Below are 18,876 nucleotides of genomic sequence, written 5' to 3'. Positions count from 1 at the left end.
AAAATGCTAAATCTTAATATTGCATACAATACAAAACAGTATGAAGTTGCTGCAGAATTAAATAGTGCGGGACGTGTTACACGTAATTGCGCTCAACATATTTGTAATGTTTTGGATAATTTTGGTTTTGTAATAATCCCACATTTGCAGACAGAAGAAGAGGCAAATGTTGGTTTAAGACTTGTGCAAGACGCAGTTGCTGATCCTAATCGTGAGCGAGGTGATTTTGCCAGTCAGACTGATATCTTATATGAACGACGTGATTTTTGCCCACTGCCATCAAGTCCGCAAGTGTTGTCATATGCTAGTTTGCTTTGTTATCGTCTAAAAGATGTGCTACTTGAATATTGCGGTACTACTCGAAAAGTTCTTGAAATTTCAACAATGACAAGTTATCAAGGTTGTTCCCATCAGTACTTACACCGTGACCCTGATGGTGTGCTGTGTTTATTCTCTGCGCTAGATGACATTAGTTTAGAACAAGGCGGAACAGTATTTGTTCCAGGGACACATAAATATAGTGGTTCTGAATTGCAACACGAAGGAGATGCTGGTCTTTTAATGACCCTTGCCCAGACCTTATCAAACTATCATATTCTGCGACATAATCTTAAAAAAATGTTCAGTATGCGTAAATCTGGGAGTTTTAAAATTTCTAAACAAGAGTTTCGTGATCGTGTTTTCTCTACTCGCTATGATAACCATCAACCTAACTTGATCAACTTCTTTTTACGTCGCAATGATATTTTTGACTTGTTTAGTCTTCTGCCGCATAAGTTGCTTAAGCTATATAAGAATAGAAAGTATATTCGTGAGCATTTTCCACTTGTACAAGTATCACCAAAGAAGGGGTCAATAATTTTGTATCGTAGCGATATGTTGCATGCAGGGCCAGATAATAGTTCGATTAAACCTCGCTTTTTCTTTGGTATGAGTATTGCTCGAGATGTAATTTTTGATGAAGAATGGCGAAACGGGTATGCACCTCACACATCGCTACTTGCTGAGCCAAAATCTCTGGGCGATCTATTGAAATATCAAAATAAATAGAGTACTACATAGTTACGAAATTACATATAGAGCAAGAGTCATATGATTATTTAACTGTTGATATTCTTAGCACGTTTATAACTTTTACGATTTACCCATACCTTAGAAACGTACCAGCGCCAATAGGCTTGTACTAATCCGTAACCAATTGCGCCCACTAGTGCGCCGCTGCACAAACATCCCACCAAGAAAGGTTGCCATCGATCTTGTAATTCAGTAAATAACCAATTCAAGCTAAATTCAAATTGGAAAGGCTGTAATTGGACATCTAAAAGCATTGCTCCGAATTTATACGCAGTATAAAAAAGTGCTGGCATGGTCACGGGATTAGACACCCACACCAAAATCACTGAGATGGGAATATTCGCGCGCAATATAATTGCTAATGCTGCAGCCAATATCATTTGGCCAGGAATTGGCACAAATGCGCAAAACAAACCCACAGCCACAGCACGTGAAACTGAACGGCGGTTTAAATGCCAAAGATTTGGTTCTTTGCCGGCATGGCCAAACATTTCCAATGACTGACTATTTCTAATCGAGTCTAGATTTGGGAATAATTTTTTTAATAATTTTCTAGGCATTAAACCGTGCTGGTAATCAACATAAATGAATAATCTCTAATGATTATGACATGAACATGGCAAATATCTCATTATCATTTTTGCTAGGTGTCATTGTATTTCAGACTTCTAGTGTAATGCCATCATATTTTTGCTTGTTATTGTTGCCTGCCAGTATTTATTTATGCGCTAAGAAATTCAGCTTATTACCTATATTATTTTTTTCTTTGGGTTATTTGTGGTCATTTATTTTTTCTTTGTACATGGTTTACCCGCAATTATCAGAACAGTTAGAAGGGAAGGATGTTCAAGTTTCTGGTTATATATCAGAAGTAAAATCAGAAAGTCATCAATTTTCTAAGTTTATTTTCAATATTAATGAGTCCTCAATTGCTCAATTAGACTCAAATATTCCTGAGAAAGTCATATTAAGTTGGTTTCAAGCTGAGAATAAAATTCAAGATTATCAACAATGCGATTTTGTAGTGCGTCTTAAAAAAATCTGGGGATTTTCTAATCCTGGTAATGTTGATTATGAAAAAAATATGTTCATAAAGGGTATTGGTGCTCGAGGTTATGTGCGTTCTGGACAATGTATCCAAGATAAAAAAGTAGATGATAAAGTAAGTCTCAGGCAGATATGGATATCTCAGTTTCAAGCAATTGCACCAAATTATGAGTATTCACAATTAATGCAAGCGCTAACTTTCGGTCATCGTGAAAATATTAATCAGCAGCAGTGGTTAGTATTACGCAAGACTGGCACATCACATTTGTTAGCTATATCAGGATTGCATTTGAGCGCCATTAGTTTAGTGGTTTTCTTTGTTACAGCTAGCTTGGTTCGTTGCAGTGCATGGATTTGCGAAATGATACCTGCGCGTGTTATTGCCGCTATATTTGCAATGATTGCTTCAACATTTTATGCATATCTTGCTGGCTTTTCTTTACCTACTCAACGCGCATTAATAATGGTCACGGCAGGATTGCTTGCCATTTTGTTGCGTAAGCCAGTGATAAATATCCCTGTATTGTCATGTGCATTGCTATTGGTGTTAATTATAAATCCTTTATCAGTATTAACCGCTGGGTTTTGGATGTCATTTCTTGCAGTTTTGTTTATTTTCATAGTGCTTAAAAGTACCGAAGGGAAAAGTAAATTGTTTCGCATCGTTGCGGTGCAATGTTATTTGGGCTTTGCATTATTTCCCATTAGTTTATTTTTCTTTTCGCAAGCATCAGTTATTTCTCCTGTAGTTAATTTAATAGCAATACCTTTAGTTAGTTTTTTATTGCTACCATTGTTATTACTCACACAATTATTGTTTTTATTTGATGCGCCATTATGTCATTCAATGTTTTCTGTGATTGATCAATTGTTTGCTTGGCTGTGGTGGAGTTTGAATGAATCTGCAAAATTTAAATACTCTTCATTAGAATTTAGTCCTAAGTTAATGGGTGTGATTGCTTATGAATTAGGGCTATTTATGTTAGTGCAAGCTAAAGGATTACCAGCTCGGTATTTAGCATGTGTTCTGCTAACTGGGCTGTTTTTGATAAAAGAACCTGGATTAAAGAATCATCAAATGCGTATGACCGTACTTGATGTTGGTCAAGGATTATCAGTTGTTATTGAAACAAAAAATCATGCCTTAATTTATGATGCTGGAGCACGTTCGCCATCAGGCTTTAACACTGGAGAAGTGGTCGTATTACCATTTTTGAGATCGCGTGATATCTCTAAAGTCGATTTAGCAATAGTTAGCCACAACGACAATGACCATTCAGGTGGTATGCATTCAATACTTGCTGCAGGTGTGGTCAGAGAGTTAATGGTGAGTAACCTTCCGAGATTATACGATTTTAAGCCAGTAAAATTATGTCGATCTGGTGATGAATGGCATTGGGATGGAGTGAAATTTCAAGTATTACATCCGCCGGAAAAGTGGCATTCAAACGACAATAACAGATCATGTGTACTGCAAATTATTCATTCAGCTGGCAATATTATGCTTAGTGGGGACATCGAAAAATCAGCTGAAGAAAAGTTAATTGCCCAATATGGTGATAATTTGGCCAGTGATTTAATCATTGCACCTCATCATGGCAGCAAGTCATCTTCGAGTTATCGGTTTGTTGACCTTGTTCATCCTCAAACTGTCGTTTTTTCAGCGGGTTATCGGAACAGATATGGGTTTCCTCATGCTACTATTAGCCAGCGTTACCAAGAGATGGGAGCGCAAATTGTGGAAACAGCACGCCAAGGAGCGGTGACGTTTCTATTTGACGCTAATGATGGTCTGCAAATTCAGGCTCAACATAGGCTGGATAGCAAACGCTATTGGCATTCCACACAACAAGAGACTAGTGATCCAATAGAATAAGGGATATCTAAAGAGTGTTTGAAATAATCAAATCAGGCGGTTGGCTAATGCTGCCTATCTTAGGTTGTTCGGTAATTGCTTTAGCGATAGTGCTAGAGAGATTCTGGAGTTTACAAAAAAAACGTGTTGCTCCTGAAAACTTAGTAGCAAAAGTATGGAAGTTAGACCAGAACAATCAACTTGATGACAAAAAAGTTGTCGCAATAAGAGATAGCTCGCCATTAGGCAGAATATTAGCAGCAGGATTAATGAATCGTTTTAGTACTCGCGATGTCATGCGTGAAAGTATTGAAGAGACTGGTCGACATACGGCATATGAGCTGCAATTGTTTTTAACAACACTTGGGACTATTGCCGCTATATCACCATTATTAGGGCTGCTAGGTACAGTGGTGGGTATGATTCAAGTATTTGCTGTCATTACCAGTGTGGGGGTTGGTGACCCAGCAGAGTTGGCCAATGGTATTTCAAAAGCTTTAATTACCACGGCGGCAGGTATATCTGTTGCTATTCCTGCAATTTTCTTTGTACGCTATTTCCGTCGTAAAGTAGATGGTTTGGTAGTGGACATGGAAGGTGAAGCAATTAAGCTAGTCGAAGTTATGCAAGGTTCCCGCAAAGCAGAATCTAGTGAAACTACTAAGTCATGAAATTTAACCTAGACGAAGAAGATAAAACCGATGTTAGCCTAACTCCGCTAATTGATGTGGTGTTCTTATTGTTGATATTTTTCATGGTAACTACTACTTTTGATAATGATGCAAGCCTAAAGATAGAATTACCTAAGGCTAGTAATGCGGTACAATCTCAAGAAGAAAAGAACTTAGAAGTGGTGATTGATCGTAATGGTCAATACTACATGGACGGTAAAACTTTACTAGATGGTCAGTCGCGTACTTTAGAGTCGGCACTAGTTAAACTGACTAAAAAATATAATGTTGAAAAAATTACCATACGAGCTGATGCCCAAACTCCTCATCAATTTGTTGTATCTATCATGGATGCAGCTGGCAAGATTGGTATAAATAAGGTATTCATTGCAGCATCAAGTGAGCAACACGACATCAAAAAGTAATTCAGATCAAGATACATCAGGCTTGTCGGTATACCTTCGTCTCTTAAAATATCTAAAGAATTATAAATTACTATTAGTGCTGGCAGTCATTGGCTTGGCTGTTGTGGCTGCATGTCAACTTGCATTTACCTTGTTGTTAGGTCCAATTATCGATGAAGCTTTTGTTGCTGATGGCAATGCAGAGCTAGCCTGGATACCGCTGACCATCGCAGTAATTTTTATTGTGCGAAGTGTCGGTAGCTTTCTTGGCCTTTATTATATTGGAAGTATTGGACAAAGAATTGTTAAGGTGTTGCGTACAGAGATGCATGAGAAGTTACTCTACTTTCCATCATCGTATTACGATTCTGTCAAACTAGGTTCTACGCTTTCTAAATTCACATTTGATGTGGAGCGTGTTTCTTGGGCGGCATCTAAAAGTATTCCTATTATTGTTCGCGATACTTTGACAGTAATATTTCTAATAGGGCTGATGTTTTATTTGAGCTGGAAATTAACACTAGTACTATTTATATCAGCACCTTTAGTTTACGTCGTTATTCGTTACGCAACATTGCGTTTTAGAAAACTGAGCCATAGAATTCAAACGTCAACTGGTGATATTACTTCCAGAGTAGAAGAGTCTGTTAGTGCGCAAGCACTTGTAAAACTATTTACCGCAGAGTCAGAAGAAATTAGTCGATTCGAATTGATTAATGAAAAAAACCGTCGTAATCAAACAAAATTTGTTGCTGTCAAGGCTATTAATACACCTTTAGTTCAGATGATTGTTGGTATTGCGTTTGCCGTGGTTATTTATGTCGCCTTTATGCCGTCTGTAAAGGGGGACTTGACTGCAGGCTCATTTGCTAGTTTTGTTGCAGCCGTCATGGGGATGCTCAATGCGGCACGCAAGTTAACGACTATCAATCAAATACTTCAAGCGGGCATTGCCGCGAGTGAAAGTGTGTTTAATCTCATTGATCAACCCGCTCAAAATGATAAAGGTCTGGTCGAGCTTGATAAATGCCGTGGTGAAATAGAATTCAATCATGTTTCTTTTCAATATCCATCAAAGCCTGAGACAGTATTAACTGATGTTAATTTATCTGCAAAATCAAATCAGTTGATCGCATTTGTTGGTAAATCTGGTAGTGGTAAGTCTTCATTGGTTAAATTGATCCCTAGATTTTATGAAATTAAATCAGGTGAAATAAAAATAGATGGTCATTTGATTGGAGACATTTCATTGAAAAGTCTACGTAATAATATTTCAATGGTAAGTCAGGATGTGATTCTATTTAATGATACAATTGAAAATAATATTGCTTATGCAATGCCAAATAAAACCAGGCAAGATGTCATCAAAGCTGCTGAACAAGCGCATGCAGCAGAATTTATTGAAAAGCTGCCAGAAAAATATGAAACAAGAGTAGGCGATAAAGGTTTATTGTTGTCTGGCGGTCAAAGACAGCGCATTGCTATTGCACGTGCGTTATTGAAAGATGCTCCAATTTTAATTTTAGATGAGGCAACTTCTTCATTAGATTCTGAGTCTGAATATCATATACAAGAAGCACTAAATGAGTTACGTAAGCACCGCACCACTTTTGTTATTGCGCATCGCTTATCTACCATTGAAAGCGCTGATGAAATTTATGTTATGGACCAAGGTAAAGTAGTAGAACGTGGCTCGCACACAGAACTTGTTAATAAAAATGGTGAATATGCCAATCTCTATCATCGGCAATTTAAAAAATCATCTGGGCTAGATGTCTAATCAAACGAAAAAAAAACAAAGCCCACATCTATGGGTGAATTCTGTTTGGTATGGTGCGAATATATTATCTTATTTGCTGTTGCCATTGTCTGGTGTGTTTGCTGTGACTGCAAAAGCACGGAAATGGAAGCAATGTCATTCAAAAATTAATTTTCCGGTTCCAGTAATTGTCGTTGGCAATATAACGGTTGGTGGAACCGGTAAAACACCTATGGTGACTGCGCTAGTGAAAAATCTGCAGCGGCAAGAGTTTAAGCCAGGAGTTGCGAGTCGCGGTTATGGCAGGCAGGCAACTCAAGCAGTAACGGTAGAAGAGTCTCATAGTGCGTATTATGTTGGCGATGAACCTTTAATGATTTTTAACAACACATGTGCGACAGTAATGGTCGGTGAGGATAGGGTGGACGTTATTGAGAAATTAATTAAAGATCATCAATGTGATGTGATAATTTGTGATGACGGTGTGCAAGATTATCGATTTGAACATGATATTGAAATTATTATGATCGATGGAGAGCGTGCATTTGGTAATCATAAGTTATTACCTGCCGGTCCATTACGAGAATCAATCAAGCGATTACAAGATGCAGATTTCGTTGTCGCCACATCAAAAGTAGTTCCGCCAGTCAGTGAGGATTGTATGAAATTGCAGCTTAGTGAATGTGTTTCATTAAGCGATTCAAATAACAAATGTTCAATAGCGAATTTCAAAGATCAAGCTGTGCATGCCGTTGCTGGAATTGGCAATCCTAATCGTTTTTTTAATAACCTAACATCGTTGGGGTTGAAAGTGATTGAGCATGCCTATCCAGATCATGTGCACTACGAACTGAGTGATTTTTCATTTTCAGATCAAAATCCAATACTAATGACAGAGAAAGATGCGGTAAAATGCCAAAAATTAGCATTAGATAATGCGTGGTATGTCCCAGTGCAAACAGTATTGCCAGATGATTTTATGTCGCGTGTTAACACATTATTGAGGGATTTGAATGGATAAGAAATTGATGGATATTTTGGCATGCCCAGTGACCAAAGGGCCTTTAATTTATGATGAACAAAAACAAGAGTTAATTTCTACGTCTGCACGTTTGGCCTATCCTATTCGCGATGATATCCCGGTGATGTTGGAAGAAGAGGCGCGTCAGATTAATGATGACGAGTATCAATACTATAAAAAGAAAAAATAATGTCTAACTCATTTCGAGTTGTTATTCCTGTGCGTTATGCCTCGAGTCGATTGCCAGGAAAACCTCTGCTAACATTTCAACACAAGCCCATTATTGAACATGTGTATCAAAATGCATGTGAGAGTAATGCTGAGTCTGTTCTTATAGCGACAGATGATGAACGCATTGCTGAAGCAGCAATAAAATTTGATGCGCAAGTCTGTATGACCAGTAGTGATCATATGTCTGGAACTGATCGCATAACAGAAGCAGTAGAACAGCAAGGTTGGGCAGATGATGAAGTCATCGTCAATGTGCAGGGTGATGAACCACAAATGCCGGCCGCAAATATTAAACAAGTAGCTGACTTGCTTTTGAAAAATACCAACGCAATGATTGGTACGTTATGCCAGCGTATCCAAACAATTCAGGAGTATGATGACCCAAATGTAGTTAAAGTTACAAAAAACTCAAAAGGAAGAGCGCTTTATTTTAGTCGTAGCTCATTGCCTTTCATTCGCAACGTGGATGTAAAAGTATTAAAAGAAAATCATGTTTTTCGTCATGTAGGCATATATGCTTACCGTGTACGTTACTTGAAACAGTTTATTAAAATGTCTCCATCACCATTAGAGATGATTGAAAAGTTGGAGCAGCTACGTGCACTAGAAAATGGTGACGAAATTATTATTGATGAATGTCTAGAATATCCAGGAATAGGTGTCGATACAATGGATGACTACCATCGATTGAAGATAAATAATTAAATTTGATGTTAATAGTTGAGTTAATTAGCATGCATTTTTGCTTATACAATTTTTCTTGGGCTACACAAATGAATCAAATGGCCAAATCTCAACTTTATCTCCGATTTTTATGCCGTTGCTATCCATCGGTAAAAAGATAAAACAATTGGCATCAGACATAGAACGCAGTATGCCTGAACCTTGCGCGCCTGTTTTGCTTACAATATATTTTCCGTCTTCATTCAATGTGTAGGTGCCTCGTTGGTATTCAACACGTCCAGGACGTTTGCGTAATTCGCTTTTTGATATTGCTTGAATTTCTATGCGTGCTTTAGGTTCGCATCCCATCATTTTTTCAATTGCTGCTTGTACAAAGATATAAAATGTAACCATTACTGAAACAGGGTTGCCGGGTAAGCCAAAAAAGTAAGCGTCTCTTATTTTTCCGAAAGCGAGAGGTCTGCCAGGTTTCATGGCGACCTTCCAAAAATTTACTTCACCTAATTTTTCTAACGTTTCTTTGACAAAGTCTGCATCCCCGACTGACACCCCGCCTGAGGTAATAACAATATCTGCATTATTGGAAGCTTTTAAGAAAGCGTCTTCAACTGCTTCGGGTGTATCTCGTACAACGCCTAGATCATTTATTTCGACGCCTAAACGTGTAAGCATGCTCCATAATGTATAACGATTGCTATCGTATATCTGCCCGACTTCCAATGGAGTGCCGATGGAGACGAGTTCGTCACCAGTGGAGAAGAAGGCTGCACGTAACTTACGTATCACTTTTATTTCACCAATTCCTAATGATGCAATTAATCCTATATCAGAGGGATTGAGAAACTTGCCTGGTGTAAACACAAGATCATTTTCTGCAATGTCTTCGCCAGCTTGGCGTACATTTTGCTGGGCTTGTTGTTTGTTGTCTATTGTGATGATTTTGTCGTTAATCTGCACATGTTCTTGCATAACAACTGTGTCAGTATTCTTTGGCATTGCAGCGCCAGTCATAATGCGCACACACTCATTATCGTTTACATTGCCATTGAACGGGCGGCCCGCCCATGCGGTGCCAATTAGATTAAGTTGTTTTGTTTCTTCACTAGGTATATCACTACTTTTTATGGCATAACCATCCATAGCTGAATTGGTGTGACCAGGTACATTAATGGTTGAGCGTATATTTTCAGCAACCACTCTGTGTAATGCCTCTCTGATAGGAACTACTTCTGTCTCTGTGATTGAGTTAATAGAATGCAGGATATGCTGCTGAGCAATTTGCGCATCCATAGAAGAGGGGTCGTAATCGTCCATGCAGCTAGGATTGTATTTTATTTTTTTATCTGTCATGGCATCAATTCTACGTTATTCCAGAGAAGGCGGGAATCTAGCTAGTGGTTATTATATTCGTGTGAGATTGTAATTTAAGCGATAATGAAATATCTAGGCTTTGAAATGCCCGGTCTTTTATTAATGATTTTATAATCCGAATAATGAATAAAATTATTTTACTCATAAGCGTATTTATATTTAGTGCATCATCATTAGCATTGAGTGCTGAATGGGTAGTGCGTGATGCTAAAATCATGGGGACTACCATTCATACGGAAGTGTGGCATGAGGATATAACCATTGCGCAACAGGCTGCTGAACTGGTCTTAAAGACCATGGATGAGGTGAATCAGAGCATGAGTCCTTATTTAGAGAGTAGCGAATTATCTTTGGTGAATCGTGACGCAAGTTCAAAAGTAATACAGATTAGCTCCGAACTATTTTCGGTGATTAATCAGTCACTAGCATACTCGGTTAAAACGGCTGGTGCTTTTGATATTACTTACGCGAGTGTTGGTTATTTGTACAACTATCGAAAATCAATTCGACCTAATCAAACGCAGCTTGAAGAACAGTTAACGGGAGTGAATTTTCGGTTTATAGATTTGAATAAGTCAGATCAGACCATTCATTATAAACACAAAGGTGTACGTATTGATTTGGGTGGGATTGCTAAAGGTTATGCTGTTGATCTAGCAGTTGAACGAGCTAAAAAACTTGGTATTGAACATATTTCAGTCACTGCAGGCGGTGATACACGCATATTAGGAGATCGTTTAGGGCGGCCTTGGGTAATTGGTATTCGTCATCCTATGAATAAAGATAAAGTGATTGCGAAAATTCCTTTGGTTAATGAAGCATTGTCAACCTCTGGTGATTATGAGCGCTATTTTGACGAAGATGGCGTAAGATACCATCACATTATCGACCCAAAGACGGGAGATTCAGCACGTACAGTTCGTAGTGTCACAATATTGGGTCCTAAAGCCATCGATACTGATGCACTATCCACAAGTGTATTTGTGATGGGGTCTATTAAAGGTCTGCAATTATTGGAATCACTCGATAAAATAGAGGGAATTATCGTTGACAAGAATGGTAACTTGCTCTTTTCTAGTGGGTTGCAAAACCTTGATTGAGTTCACAAAAATATTTCCTATGTGTATTGTTTTTATTGAAGTTTTTCACATAATTAAATTTGCTCCATCCATCTGAAGGCATTTGCCGTTTATCAACATCGACCGTTTCACACCTTCACTCTCCACAATAATCGCCATCATAAATAACTAGATTCTGTTCACGTAAACAGAATTTTATTTGGAGTAGTCGGTTATGGCGGTTAAATGGGCTAAAAGCTTACATATATGCATGTTGGCAATCGGTGGGGCACTTGCTGTCTCGGTCACTGGTTGTGGTGGTGGTACAACGGATGAAGATGGGGTGATCATTAATGGTGATTTTCCAATCGTATATGCGCAAAGAAATACCGCAGCACTAGGAAATCCAACAGATGGTGTGCGTTTTTCACCAGGTGGTGATTTATACATGAAAAATGTTTCGGCGCCACTTTCTGAGTCGACTAATTTAACGGCGTCGTATACACAAGGTCAAGGTGATGTGTCTGACCCTGAAGTTAATTTTGATGCAAGTAAAGTTGTATTTGCCATGCGTGGCCCTAACGATTCTACATTCAATATTTGGGAAATAGATTTAGGTTCCAATACCATGTCTCGTCTAATTCAAGACACAGCTGTCGCTGAATTAGCAGATGATGTTGACCCAGCGTATCTTCCAGATGGAAGAATTGTATTTTCGTCAAGTCGCCAAAAAACAACACAACAAAAAATGCTTGAAGAAAATGTCCAGCCATACACTTATTTAGATGAGTATGAGCGTGAACAAACGATTGCATTACATGTGTTTGATCCAATTACACAAGAAATAACCCAAATCTCGTTTAATCAAAGTCACGATCGTAATGCCACGGTACTTAAGACTGGTGAGATTATGTATTCGCGTTGGGATCACTTCGCGAACCGAAACCACTTTCCAGTATTTTTTGCTAATCCTGACGGCACTAATCTATTTGTAGAATATGGTGCATTTAGTCCGGGCAATAGTTTTTTACACCCACGTGAGATGCAAGATGGTCGTGTGATGACTTCATTGATGCCTTTATCTGGCACAAATGAAGCGGGTGCGATTATGTTATTAGACGTTAAAAATTATTCTGATGCATGTGAGCCAGGACCAGGGCTGCCTCAAAATTGTAACGGTCAAACAAAAGTACAACTTACTAATTTAACAGTAAGCTACGATGATGAGTTTTCACCAGGTGGTCGATTCACTACACCTTATCCATTATGGGATGGTACAAATCGCGCATTAGTATCGTTCAGACCTGCACCACCAAATCCAACAGCAGTAACTGATCCTATGACAGGTGTTTCAGAGCTTGATCAAGGTGTGCCGGAATATAGTATTTATATGATGGATTTAAGTAGTGGCACCTTACGTCCTGTGCATTTGGCAACTTCGGGTAGAGCATTAGTTGATCCAATTGCAATTATTCCTCGTGGATTGGGCGATACACCCGCGATTATTGGAGATAAATTCCCTGACCCTGCACTAGCAACAGAGTCTAATGGCCTGGGAGGAACTGGCATGGGCGTGTTTAATGTACGAAGTGTATATGACACTGATGGATTAGACATTATGGGTGATTCAGTGCTTGCAGCAGGAGAAGTGATTCCTAAAACTATCACCGGTGAGCCTGATCTAGCATTGATGAAAGATCCAAGTACAGCAGAATTTGCTAATCGTGTTGCACGTTTTGTTCGCGTAACACGGGCTATACCAACACCTCCCGGCATGATTATGGATGCCATTGGTGAAAGTGAATTTGAGATGCAAGAGATTCTAGGTTACACGCAAATTGAACCAGATGGTTCGTACCGTGTAAAAGTCCCGGCTGATACTGCATTAGCAATGACAGTGCTTGATAGAGAAGGGCGTGCATTCCAAACACATACAAACTGGTTGCAAGTGCGACCTGGTGAAGTGCGAACATGTAACGGGTGTCACTCGCCAAGACGAGCGACAGAACCTTTGAATTCTGCGCCAATTGCAGGCAGCCATGCAGTTAATATTAATAACTGGGCGGTTGCGGCAGGTGAAACAATGGCAGACACGAAAGCTAATAATGATCCTACCTCAGGTGATTTGCAGCCAAATATTATTTACACGCCGGTATGGGCAGCAATAAGTGTCGGTGGTATTCAGCAACAAATTATTTCATATGATGATTTAGATACACCTCCACCAGTTGCGCCTAATGGTCGTATTCGTATTAATTATGAAGAACACATTCAACCATTATGGGACAAAGTGCGTCCTGATGTGTTGGGTGAATGTAGTGCTGCAGGTGCAATAAACGATGGTGGATGTACTTGTGTCAACTGTCACAACAATGCATTGCTTGCTAATGAAGCTGTTTCCGCTGGATTAACGTTAGAAGGTGGACTTGGTGGACTTGGTGGAAGAATTATTTCTTACGATCAGCTATTAGTAGGAACATTTGAGAAAGACATTCTTGGTCAACCATTACCTCCAGTGGTACAAGATGGTGAAGTTGTTTTCTTACGTAATGAACCATTAGTGTCAGTAGGTGGCTCAGCAAATAGTTCACGTACCAGTCATCTAATAGAAACAATTTATAATAGGAAGTTACGCGCTGATAACGAGCATACACTAGGGGCGTTAGATCATAGCTTGTTCATGAATGCTTCTGAAAAACGTTTAGTCACTGAATGGGTAGATATTGGTGCTCAATATATTAATGATCCGTTTGAGTTAGTCGGGGGCGTTTATCAAGTAAAAGCTGATCTACTTTCAAATGTAGGTGTTAGTCAAGCTGAGTTTAATACAAATGTACATCCGCGTTTAATGACAGATTGTCAGTCATGTCACGCACCTGGCGAAGATGCTGATAACAGTGCAAATCCTTCCAGTGGCCAAAATCGCTTTGTATTGACTGGTAATGCTAGCGGAGACTTTAACGTTACTATTTCAATGATTAACGATTTATGCACGCCAGCCAATAATGATTTGTTATTAAGACCGATTTCAGACAATGTCGCACCTAATTTGCCACACCCTCAAGTGTTGGTGAATCCTGCAAATCCAGCGGGAGCCACTCAACCGGTATTAGTAGACACTAGTCCGAATTCTACTTATGGGGTGATATTGAACTGGATTAGCATGGGTGCTGCAAATAACCCAACTTGTATTTAAATATTAAATAGTTACGGAGAATTATAACCCGTGAACAAGAAGCGGCGGTTTGCGTCGCTTGCTGCGACGCTAATCATTTTATATGGATGTGACAATGTTTCTACTGAGGATGATCCCGGTAGTGTGGCTAATTTGTGTAGCAATATTTTTGACTTGTGTATTAGTCCAATCTTACAAGGTCCCATTGGTCCATCGACCGTTAGTTGCGCTGCTAGTGCTTGTCATACATCCGGTGGATCCGGTGGTGCTTTTATCTTGATTCAAAATCCGATTTCAGCTGCGGACTTCGCTTTTAATTTTAATTCAGCACAAGCATTTGTAAATCCGGCGAGTGTGCCACAAAGCAGATTGCTCGCAGAACCATTGGTAGGTGATTCAGGAGTGGCTTCGGTTGGCCCTCATGGTGGTGGAGATGTCTTTGCCAGCACTGCTGCAACTTGTTATCAAGAAATTGCTAATTGGGCCGGCACAACAAATGGTACTTGTCCAACTAATTGCACTGTATTAACTGGGACAGGTCCATCAGCTGCAGATCTAGCAAGCTGCGCCCCTTAAAACTTTAAAGAAAAATATCAAGCATGGAACGCTTTACTCTTAACATAACAATAACTCACTTAAAGTATGTGATATTTGCTTTTGTGATTTTAATCACATCGAATAAAAGCGTATACGCTGAAAAAGAATATCAAAGTGTGCAGATAGCAGATCCATATATAGAAATGCATACGGGACCTGGGCGTGGGTTTCCAATTTTTCATGTGGTTGATCGACATGAATGGGTAGCAATAATTAAGCGAAAGACAGATTGGTTCAAAGTTAGAACAGATAAAAATAAAACAGGTTGGGTAGAGCGCTCTCAAATGGAGCGTACGTTAACTGAAGCAGGTACAAGCAAAAGTTTTCGCGATGTACTAGTTAGTGATTATTTAAGTCGACGCTTTGAGTTTGGTGTATCTGGTGGAGACTATGAAGGTGATCCTTTTATTACCGCTCGTCTAGGGTACAAGTTTTCTCAAAATATTTTACTCGAATTAGCTTATGGAGAAGTTGCTGGTGACTTTTCTAGTTCTGATGTTTACAGCATCAATTTGGTTTCAATACCTTTTCCTAATTGGAGAATCAGTCCTAATTTCACTATTGGATATGGACGATTCGAAAATACACCTCGAGCAACGTTGGTCAATGCAGAAAATACAGATTCTGATTTAGCTAATGCAGGTATTGGTGCAAGATTTTATTTAACTGAACGTTTTTTCGTTCGAGCAGATTATCGTTATCACATTGTGTTGTCGAATGATGATGAGACAGATGACTTTGATGAAATTACAGGCGGTATTGGATTTTTCTTTTAAAGAAGGGAAGGAATAAATTATGAAATGGATTTCAGTGTTACTGATAATGTTGATTAGCATCAACACTAGTGTGGTCTTGGCTGAAGAAGATGAAGATCAAGCAGAACAGGAACAGGTAATTAAACCAAATATTTTTCGTCGAGATATTTTGGTGCCAAAAATTGATACAGAAGATTTTGAGATTACGGGGTTTTATGGCGTTTTAGATGTGGAAGATTTTGGTTCTGAGCCTGTTATTGGTATACGTGCTGCTTATCACATCACAGAGGATTTCTTTGTAGAAGCCACTTATGCTGAATCAGAAGTTAAGGATGATTCATTTCGTCGGCTAGGTTTGCCATTGTTCCCTCAAGAAACGCAGGACGTTGAATATTACGCATTATCAGTAGGGTACAACATATTGCCGGGCGAAGTGTTTCTTGGTCGTGATATAGCTATGAGTAGTTCTTTTTATGTTCTTGCTGGTGTGGGCAATGTTGAGTTCATTGATGAAGACGAGTTTGCATATCACGCTGGTGTAGGTTTGAAAGTGTTACCAACAGACTGGTTATCAGTACGTTTTGACTTTAGAGATTATATCTACGAGACAGATCTTCTAGGTGAAAATGAATTCACTCATAACCTAGAAGCTACTTTAAACCTCGGCGTATTCTTCTAGTTAAGAATGTGAGGGCATCATGAATAAAATTGTAACTAAAAGTAATCTATTAATCTTAATAGCACTGGCTTGCTTGGGTTCTATGTCTGCATTAATAGCCAGTAGTGATTTATTAGGAAAGCCTGCGCCAGATTTTACCTTGCGTAGTGATCAAGGTGATAACAAAAAACTTAGTGAATATCGTGGCAAAGTGGTGTTGATAAACTTTTGGGCATCTTGGTGTGGGCCATGTCAACAAGAACTTCCCAAGCTTTCAGAATTAAGAGATTTACATGATGAGTATGACTTTGAATTACTTGCTGTGAATATTGATGAGGAGCCAGAGAAAGCAATCCGTCTTGCAAAAAAATTAGGAATTAATTTTCCGATTTTATTTGATGAGTCAAAAAAAGTGAGCAAGTTATATGACATTGATGCAATGCCAATGACGATTCTTGTTGATAGAAATGGAGAGATTAGATATATGCATCGCGGATTTAAAGAAAGTTATCTTAGTCTTTATCAGCAACAAATTAAACATTTGAAGTTCGAATAAACAATGATTATTAAATCTTCAATTTTATTGCTAACTGCTATTGGTTTGACTGCATGTAGTTTTAAGCCTATTGAGCCTTGGGTAGCGCCTTACGAGCGTGAACACCTTGCTGATCCCATTATGGACCCAGATCGTGATGCTGTGTTTAGTTCATTTAGACAGCACGTTTTTGAAACGCGCGAAGGTGCAAAAGGTGCGGGTTCAGCACAAGGAAGTGGTTGTGGTTGTAACTAAGGTTCAATTCAATATTTGCGCAATAATTATTAACGCACTTATTGGCTTGTTGATGATTGGTCGGCCAGTGTTTTCTGCTGCTCTGCCAGAAGATAGAGCAGATATTCAGTATCACTACTATGACGGTGGTGGAGTAGAAGTGGATGGAGCTACTGTGTTAGTACGAAAAAGTTTTGCAAACAAATTTTCTGTGTACGGGAAATATCATCAAGACAGCATTACAGCTGCATCTCCTGATGTGTTGGCGGGTGCAAGTAAGTACTCTGAAGATAGAGATGAATACACTATCGGCGGTAATTATTTGTACGACAACACCCTAATGAGTACATTTTACACTTACAGCGATGAGAATGATTACGAAGCTAATACAGCTGGTTTTGACATATCACATGATATGTTCGGTGATTTAACTACTGTTAGCTTAGGTTTTACATATGGTTGGGATACTATTATGCGTGTTGATGCACCTGAGTTTGAGGAAGACTTAAGGCGTACACAATATCGCGCATCCATATCACAAGTGCTTACCAGTAAAATTAAAGCAAGCTTATCTTATGAAGCCATAATTGAAGATGGTTTCATTAATAATCCATATCGTTTTGTCATAATAGGCAATGTGCCTCAAGGACTTGGGTCTGAAGTGTATCCAGGAACACGTACAAGCCAAGCAACTGCTGTGCGTGCCACTAAGTACTGGGACTTTAAAGGTGCAACATCATTGGGTTATCGATATTTCAGGGATACTTGGGACATAGTTGCGCATACAGTAGATTTTACTTACTCCCAATATTTCGGAGAACGCTGGTTAACTGATTTGTATTTACGCTATTACACTCAAGATGCAGCGGATTTCTATAGTAATAACTTTGCTGTCGCACAAAATTATATGGCTAGAGATAAAGAATTAAGCTCATTTGATAGTCATTCAATTGGCGGCAAGATCAGTTATAAAATTTTTAATGAGTATTCAGGTTTCAATAACGGGACGTTGAATTTTTCTGCAGAATATATCGATTCGCAGTATGACGATTATAGCGGGATAGAAGACCTTTCTGTCATTACAGATGATACATATTCATTTGATGCGGCAGTATTGCAGTTGTTCTTCTCGGTCAGGTATTAAGCCGATGAGTATGAATAATTTAAAGGGGGTATACATGCCTACAAAAATACTAATATTTATAGTTACTTTGATGATTACGGGTGGCGTTATTGCTGCAACGCAGACAGATGAGAGTCTGGATGATGAGTTTAAGTCGCTAGATGGACGAGTTCAAAATCTCAAGAAAGAAGTTTTAGAGATTAACCGCGATCTTTACGTGCTTGAAGAGGAATTGCTTTTTCCGGCAAACACGCAAATAGCTGTATTCGTTTCAGTTGACGTTGGTGATTTCTTTGATCTGGATTCTGTGCAATTGAAGTTAGATGACAAAATCGTTGCAAATTACCTCTATACCAAACGAGAAGTGGATGCATTACATCGTGGCGGTGTTCAACAGCTATATATTGGCAATGTCACCAGTGGTGAACATGAACTAGTCGCAATACTTGTAGGTAAAGGGCCGAATGGCCGCGATTACCGTCGTGGTGCAGATATTAAGGTAAAGAAAGGTTTAGGTGCGAAATATTTAGAGTTGAAAATTTCAGATCGTGAAATAAAAAAACAGCCTGAATTTATTATTAAAGAATGGCAATAAACGAATCGGTTAAAGAAGTTGCTAATTAA

Annotated in this window: 19 protein-coding genes; 17 read left to right on the top strand and 2 right to left on the bottom strand. The window is 38.9% G+C overall.

The annotated features are described in order from the left end of the window. Nucleotides 1-3 precede the first annotated feature (3 nt). Nucleotides 4-1,050: a phytanoyl-CoA dioxygenase family protein gene (locus R8G33_04310; protein MDW3094878.1), complete on the top strand. Its 1,047-nt coding sequence runs from the start codon at nucleotides 4-6 to the stop codon at nucleotides 1,048-1,050. A 50-nt stretch (nucleotides 1,051-1,100) separates the two neighbouring features. Here R8G33_04310 and R8G33_04305 read toward each other — a convergent pair whose 3' ends face one another. Next, entirely contained in the window at nucleotides 1,101-1,634 is a 534-nt protein-coding gene (locus tag R8G33_04305) for a DUF2062 domain-containing protein (protein MDW3094877.1), read from the bottom strand. 56 nt (nucleotides 1,635-1,690) lie between these two features. Here R8G33_04305 and R8G33_04300 point away from each other — a divergent pair, with 56 nt between their 5' ends. Genes R8G33_04300 through kdsB form a run of 7 tightly spaced genes read left to right on the top strand, consistent with a single transcriptional unit; the run spans nucleotide 1,691 to nucleotide 8,767 of the window. Further along, nucleotides 1,691-3,997: a DNA internalization-related competence protein ComEC/Rec2 gene (locus tag R8G33_04300; GenBank protein MDW3094876.1), complete on the top strand. Its 2,307-nt coding sequence runs from the start codon at nucleotides 1,691-1,693 to the stop codon at nucleotides 3,995-3,997. A 14-nt stretch (nucleotides 3,998-4,011) separates the two neighbouring features. Further along, nucleotides 4,012-4,647 carry a MotA/TolQ/ExbB proton channel family protein gene (locus R8G33_04295; protein MDW3094875.1) on the top strand — a complete coding sequence of 212 codons (636 nt, stop codon included), beginning with the start codon at nucleotides 4,012-4,014 and terminating at the stop codon, nucleotides 4,645-4,647. Then, on the top strand, nucleotides 4,644-5,072 hold the full coding sequence (locus R8G33_04290; GenBank protein ID MDW3094874.1) for a biopolymer transporter ExbD: 429 nt from the start codon (nucleotides 4,644-4,646) through the stop codon (nucleotides 5,070-5,072). The genes R8G33_04295 and R8G33_04290 overlap by 4 nt, the downstream gene beginning before the upstream one ends. After that, a complete protein-coding gene (gene msbA, locus R8G33_04285) occupies nucleotides 5,047-6,831 on the top strand; it encodes a lipid A export permease/ATP-binding protein MsbA (protein MDW3094873.1) in 1,785 nt (594 codons plus the stop codon). The genes R8G33_04290 and msbA overlap by 26 nt, the downstream gene beginning before the upstream one ends. Then, entirely contained in the window at nucleotides 6,824-7,831 is a 1,008-nt protein-coding gene (gene lpxK, locus R8G33_04280) for a tetraacyldisaccharide 4'-kinase (GenBank protein MDW3094872.1), read from the top strand. The genes msbA and lpxK overlap by 8 nt, the downstream gene beginning before the upstream one ends. Beyond that, nucleotides 7,824-8,021, top strand: coding sequence for a Trm112 family protein (locus tag R8G33_04275; protein ID MDW3094871.1), 198 nt, complete (start codon nucleotides 7,824-7,826; stop codon nucleotides 8,019-8,021). Before lpxK ends, R8G33_04275 begins: the two co-directional genes overlap by 8 nt. Then, the gene (kdsB, locus tag R8G33_04270; GenBank protein MDW3094870.1) at nucleotides 8,021-8,767 is read left to right on the top strand and encodes a 3-deoxy-manno-octulosonate cytidylyltransferase; all 747 of its coding nucleotides are present in this window, start codon (nucleotides 8,021-8,023) and stop codon (nucleotides 8,765-8,767) included. The genes R8G33_04275 and kdsB overlap by 1 nt, the downstream gene beginning before the upstream one ends. 60 nt (nucleotides 8,768-8,827) lie before the next feature. Here kdsB and R8G33_04265 read toward each other — a convergent pair whose 3' ends face one another. Then, nucleotides 8,828-10,096: a molybdopterin molybdotransferase MoeA gene (locus tag R8G33_04265; protein ID MDW3094869.1), complete on the bottom strand. Its 1,269-nt coding sequence runs from the start codon at nucleotides 10,094-10,096 to the stop codon at nucleotides 8,828-8,830. Between the two features lie 143 nt (nucleotides 10,097-10,239). Here R8G33_04265 and R8G33_04260 point away from each other — a divergent pair, with 143 nt between their 5' ends. From R8G33_04260 to R8G33_04220, 9 genes are all read left to right on the top strand, one after another. Next, nucleotides 10,240-11,217: an FAD:protein FMN transferase gene (locus R8G33_04260; GenBank protein ID MDW3094868.1), complete on the top strand. Its 978-nt coding sequence runs from the start codon at nucleotides 10,240-10,242 to the stop codon at nucleotides 11,215-11,217. A 193-nt stretch (nucleotides 11,218-11,410) separates the two neighbouring features. Beyond that, entirely contained in the window at nucleotides 11,411-14,371 is a 2,961-nt protein-coding gene (locus R8G33_04255; protein ID MDW3094867.1) for a hypothetical protein, read from the top strand. Between the two features lie 30 nt (nucleotides 14,372-14,401). Beyond that, a complete protein-coding gene (locus tag R8G33_04250; protein ID MDW3094866.1) occupies nucleotides 14,402-14,926 on the top strand; it encodes a hypothetical protein in 525 nt (174 codons plus the stop codon). 23 nt (nucleotides 14,927-14,949) lie between these two features. Beyond that, entirely contained in the window at nucleotides 14,950-15,723 is a 774-nt protein-coding gene (locus R8G33_04245) for an outer membrane beta-barrel protein (protein MDW3094865.1), read from the top strand. A gap of 19 nt (nucleotides 15,724-15,742) precedes the next feature. After that, the gene (locus R8G33_04240) at nucleotides 15,743-16,381 is read left to right on the top strand and encodes an outer membrane beta-barrel domain-containing protein (GenBank protein ID MDW3094864.1); all 639 of its coding nucleotides are present in this window, start codon (nucleotides 15,743-15,745) and stop codon (nucleotides 16,379-16,381) included. Nucleotides 16,382-16,400: 19 nt separating this feature from the next. Continuing rightward, nucleotides 16,401-16,916 carry a TlpA disulfide reductase family protein gene (locus R8G33_04235; protein MDW3094863.1) on the top strand — a complete coding sequence of 172 codons (516 nt, stop codon included), beginning with the start codon at nucleotides 16,401-16,403 and terminating at the stop codon, nucleotides 16,914-16,916. Nucleotides 16,917-16,919: 3 nt separating this feature from the next. Then, the gene (locus R8G33_04230; protein MDW3094862.1) at nucleotides 16,920-17,150 is read left to right on the top strand and encodes a DUF4266 domain-containing protein; all 231 of its coding nucleotides are present in this window, start codon (nucleotides 16,920-16,922) and stop codon (nucleotides 17,148-17,150) included. Next, complete coding sequence (locus R8G33_04225) at nucleotides 17,137-18,273, top strand: DUF3570 domain-containing protein (protein ID MDW3094861.1); 1,137 nt, start codon at nucleotides 17,137-17,139, stop codon at nucleotides 18,271-18,273. The genes R8G33_04230 and R8G33_04225 overlap by 14 nt, the downstream gene beginning before the upstream one ends. Before the next feature lie 34 nt (nucleotides 18,274-18,307). Then, nucleotides 18,308-18,847: an AraC family transcriptional regulator gene (locus R8G33_04220; protein ID MDW3094860.1), complete on the top strand. Its 540-nt coding sequence runs from the start codon at nucleotides 18,308-18,310 to the stop codon at nucleotides 18,845-18,847. The last annotated feature ends 29 nt before the right edge of the window (nucleotides 18,848-18,876 follow it).

The organism is Gammaproteobacteria bacterium, assembly GCA_033344735.1.
In the GTDB taxonomy this organism is placed as follows: Bacteria; Pseudomonadota; Gammaproteobacteria; order UBA4575; family UBA4575; genus UBA1858.
This window is presented reverse-complemented; position numbering and strand designations above follow the sequence as displayed.

Bases quoted from the DNA above. Each gene is read 5' to 3' on its own strand.
- R8G33_04310 (MDW3094878.1), top strand. From the start codon at position 4: ATGCTAAATCTTAATATTGCATACAATACAAAACAGTATGAAGTTGCT.
- R8G33_04305 (MDW3094877.1), bottom strand. From the start codon at position 1,634: ATGCCTAGAAAATTATTAAAAAAATTATTCCCAAATCTAGACTCGATT.
- R8G33_04300 (MDW3094876.1), top strand. From the start codon at position 1,691: ATGGCAAATATCTCATTATCATTTTTGCTAGGTGTCATTGTATTTCAG.
- R8G33_04290 (MDW3094874.1), top strand. From the start codon at position 4,644: ATGAAATTTAACCTAGACGAAGAAGATAAAACCGATGTTAGCCTAACT.
- lpxK (MDW3094872.1), top strand. From the start codon at position 6,824: ATGTCTAATCAAACGAAAAAAAAACAAAGCCCACATCTATGGGTGAAT.
- R8G33_04275 (MDW3094871.1), top strand. From the start codon at position 7,824: ATGGATAAGAAATTGATGGATATTTTGGCATGCCCAGTGACCAAAGGG.
- kdsB (MDW3094870.1), top strand. From the start codon at position 8,021: ATGTCTAACTCATTTCGAGTTGTTATTCCTGTGCGTTATGCCTCGAGT.
- R8G33_04265 (MDW3094869.1), bottom strand. From the start codon at position 10,096: ATGACAGATAAAAAAATAAAATACAATCCTAGCTGCATGGACGATTAC.
- R8G33_04260 (MDW3094868.1), top strand. From the start codon at position 10,240: ATGAATAAAATTATTTTACTCATAAGCGTATTTATATTTAGTGCATCA.
- R8G33_04255 (MDW3094867.1), top strand. From the start codon at position 11,411: ATGGCGGTTAAATGGGCTAAAAGCTTACATATATGCATGTTGGCAATC.
- R8G33_04245 (MDW3094865.1), top strand. From the start codon at position 14,950: ATGGAACGCTTTACTCTTAACATAACAATAACTCACTTAAAGTATGTG.
- R8G33_04240 (MDW3094864.1), top strand. From the start codon at position 15,743: ATGAAATGGATTTCAGTGTTACTGATAATGTTGATTAGCATCAACACT.
- R8G33_04235 (MDW3094863.1), top strand. From the start codon at position 16,401: ATGAATAAAATTGTAACTAAAAGTAATCTATTAATCTTAATAGCACTG.
- R8G33_04230 (MDW3094862.1), top strand. From the start codon at position 16,920: ATGATTATTAAATCTTCAATTTTATTGCTAACTGCTATTGGTTTGACT.
- R8G33_04220 (MDW3094860.1), top strand. From the start codon at position 18,308: ATGCCTACAAAAATACTAATATTTATAGTTACTTTGATGATTACGGGT.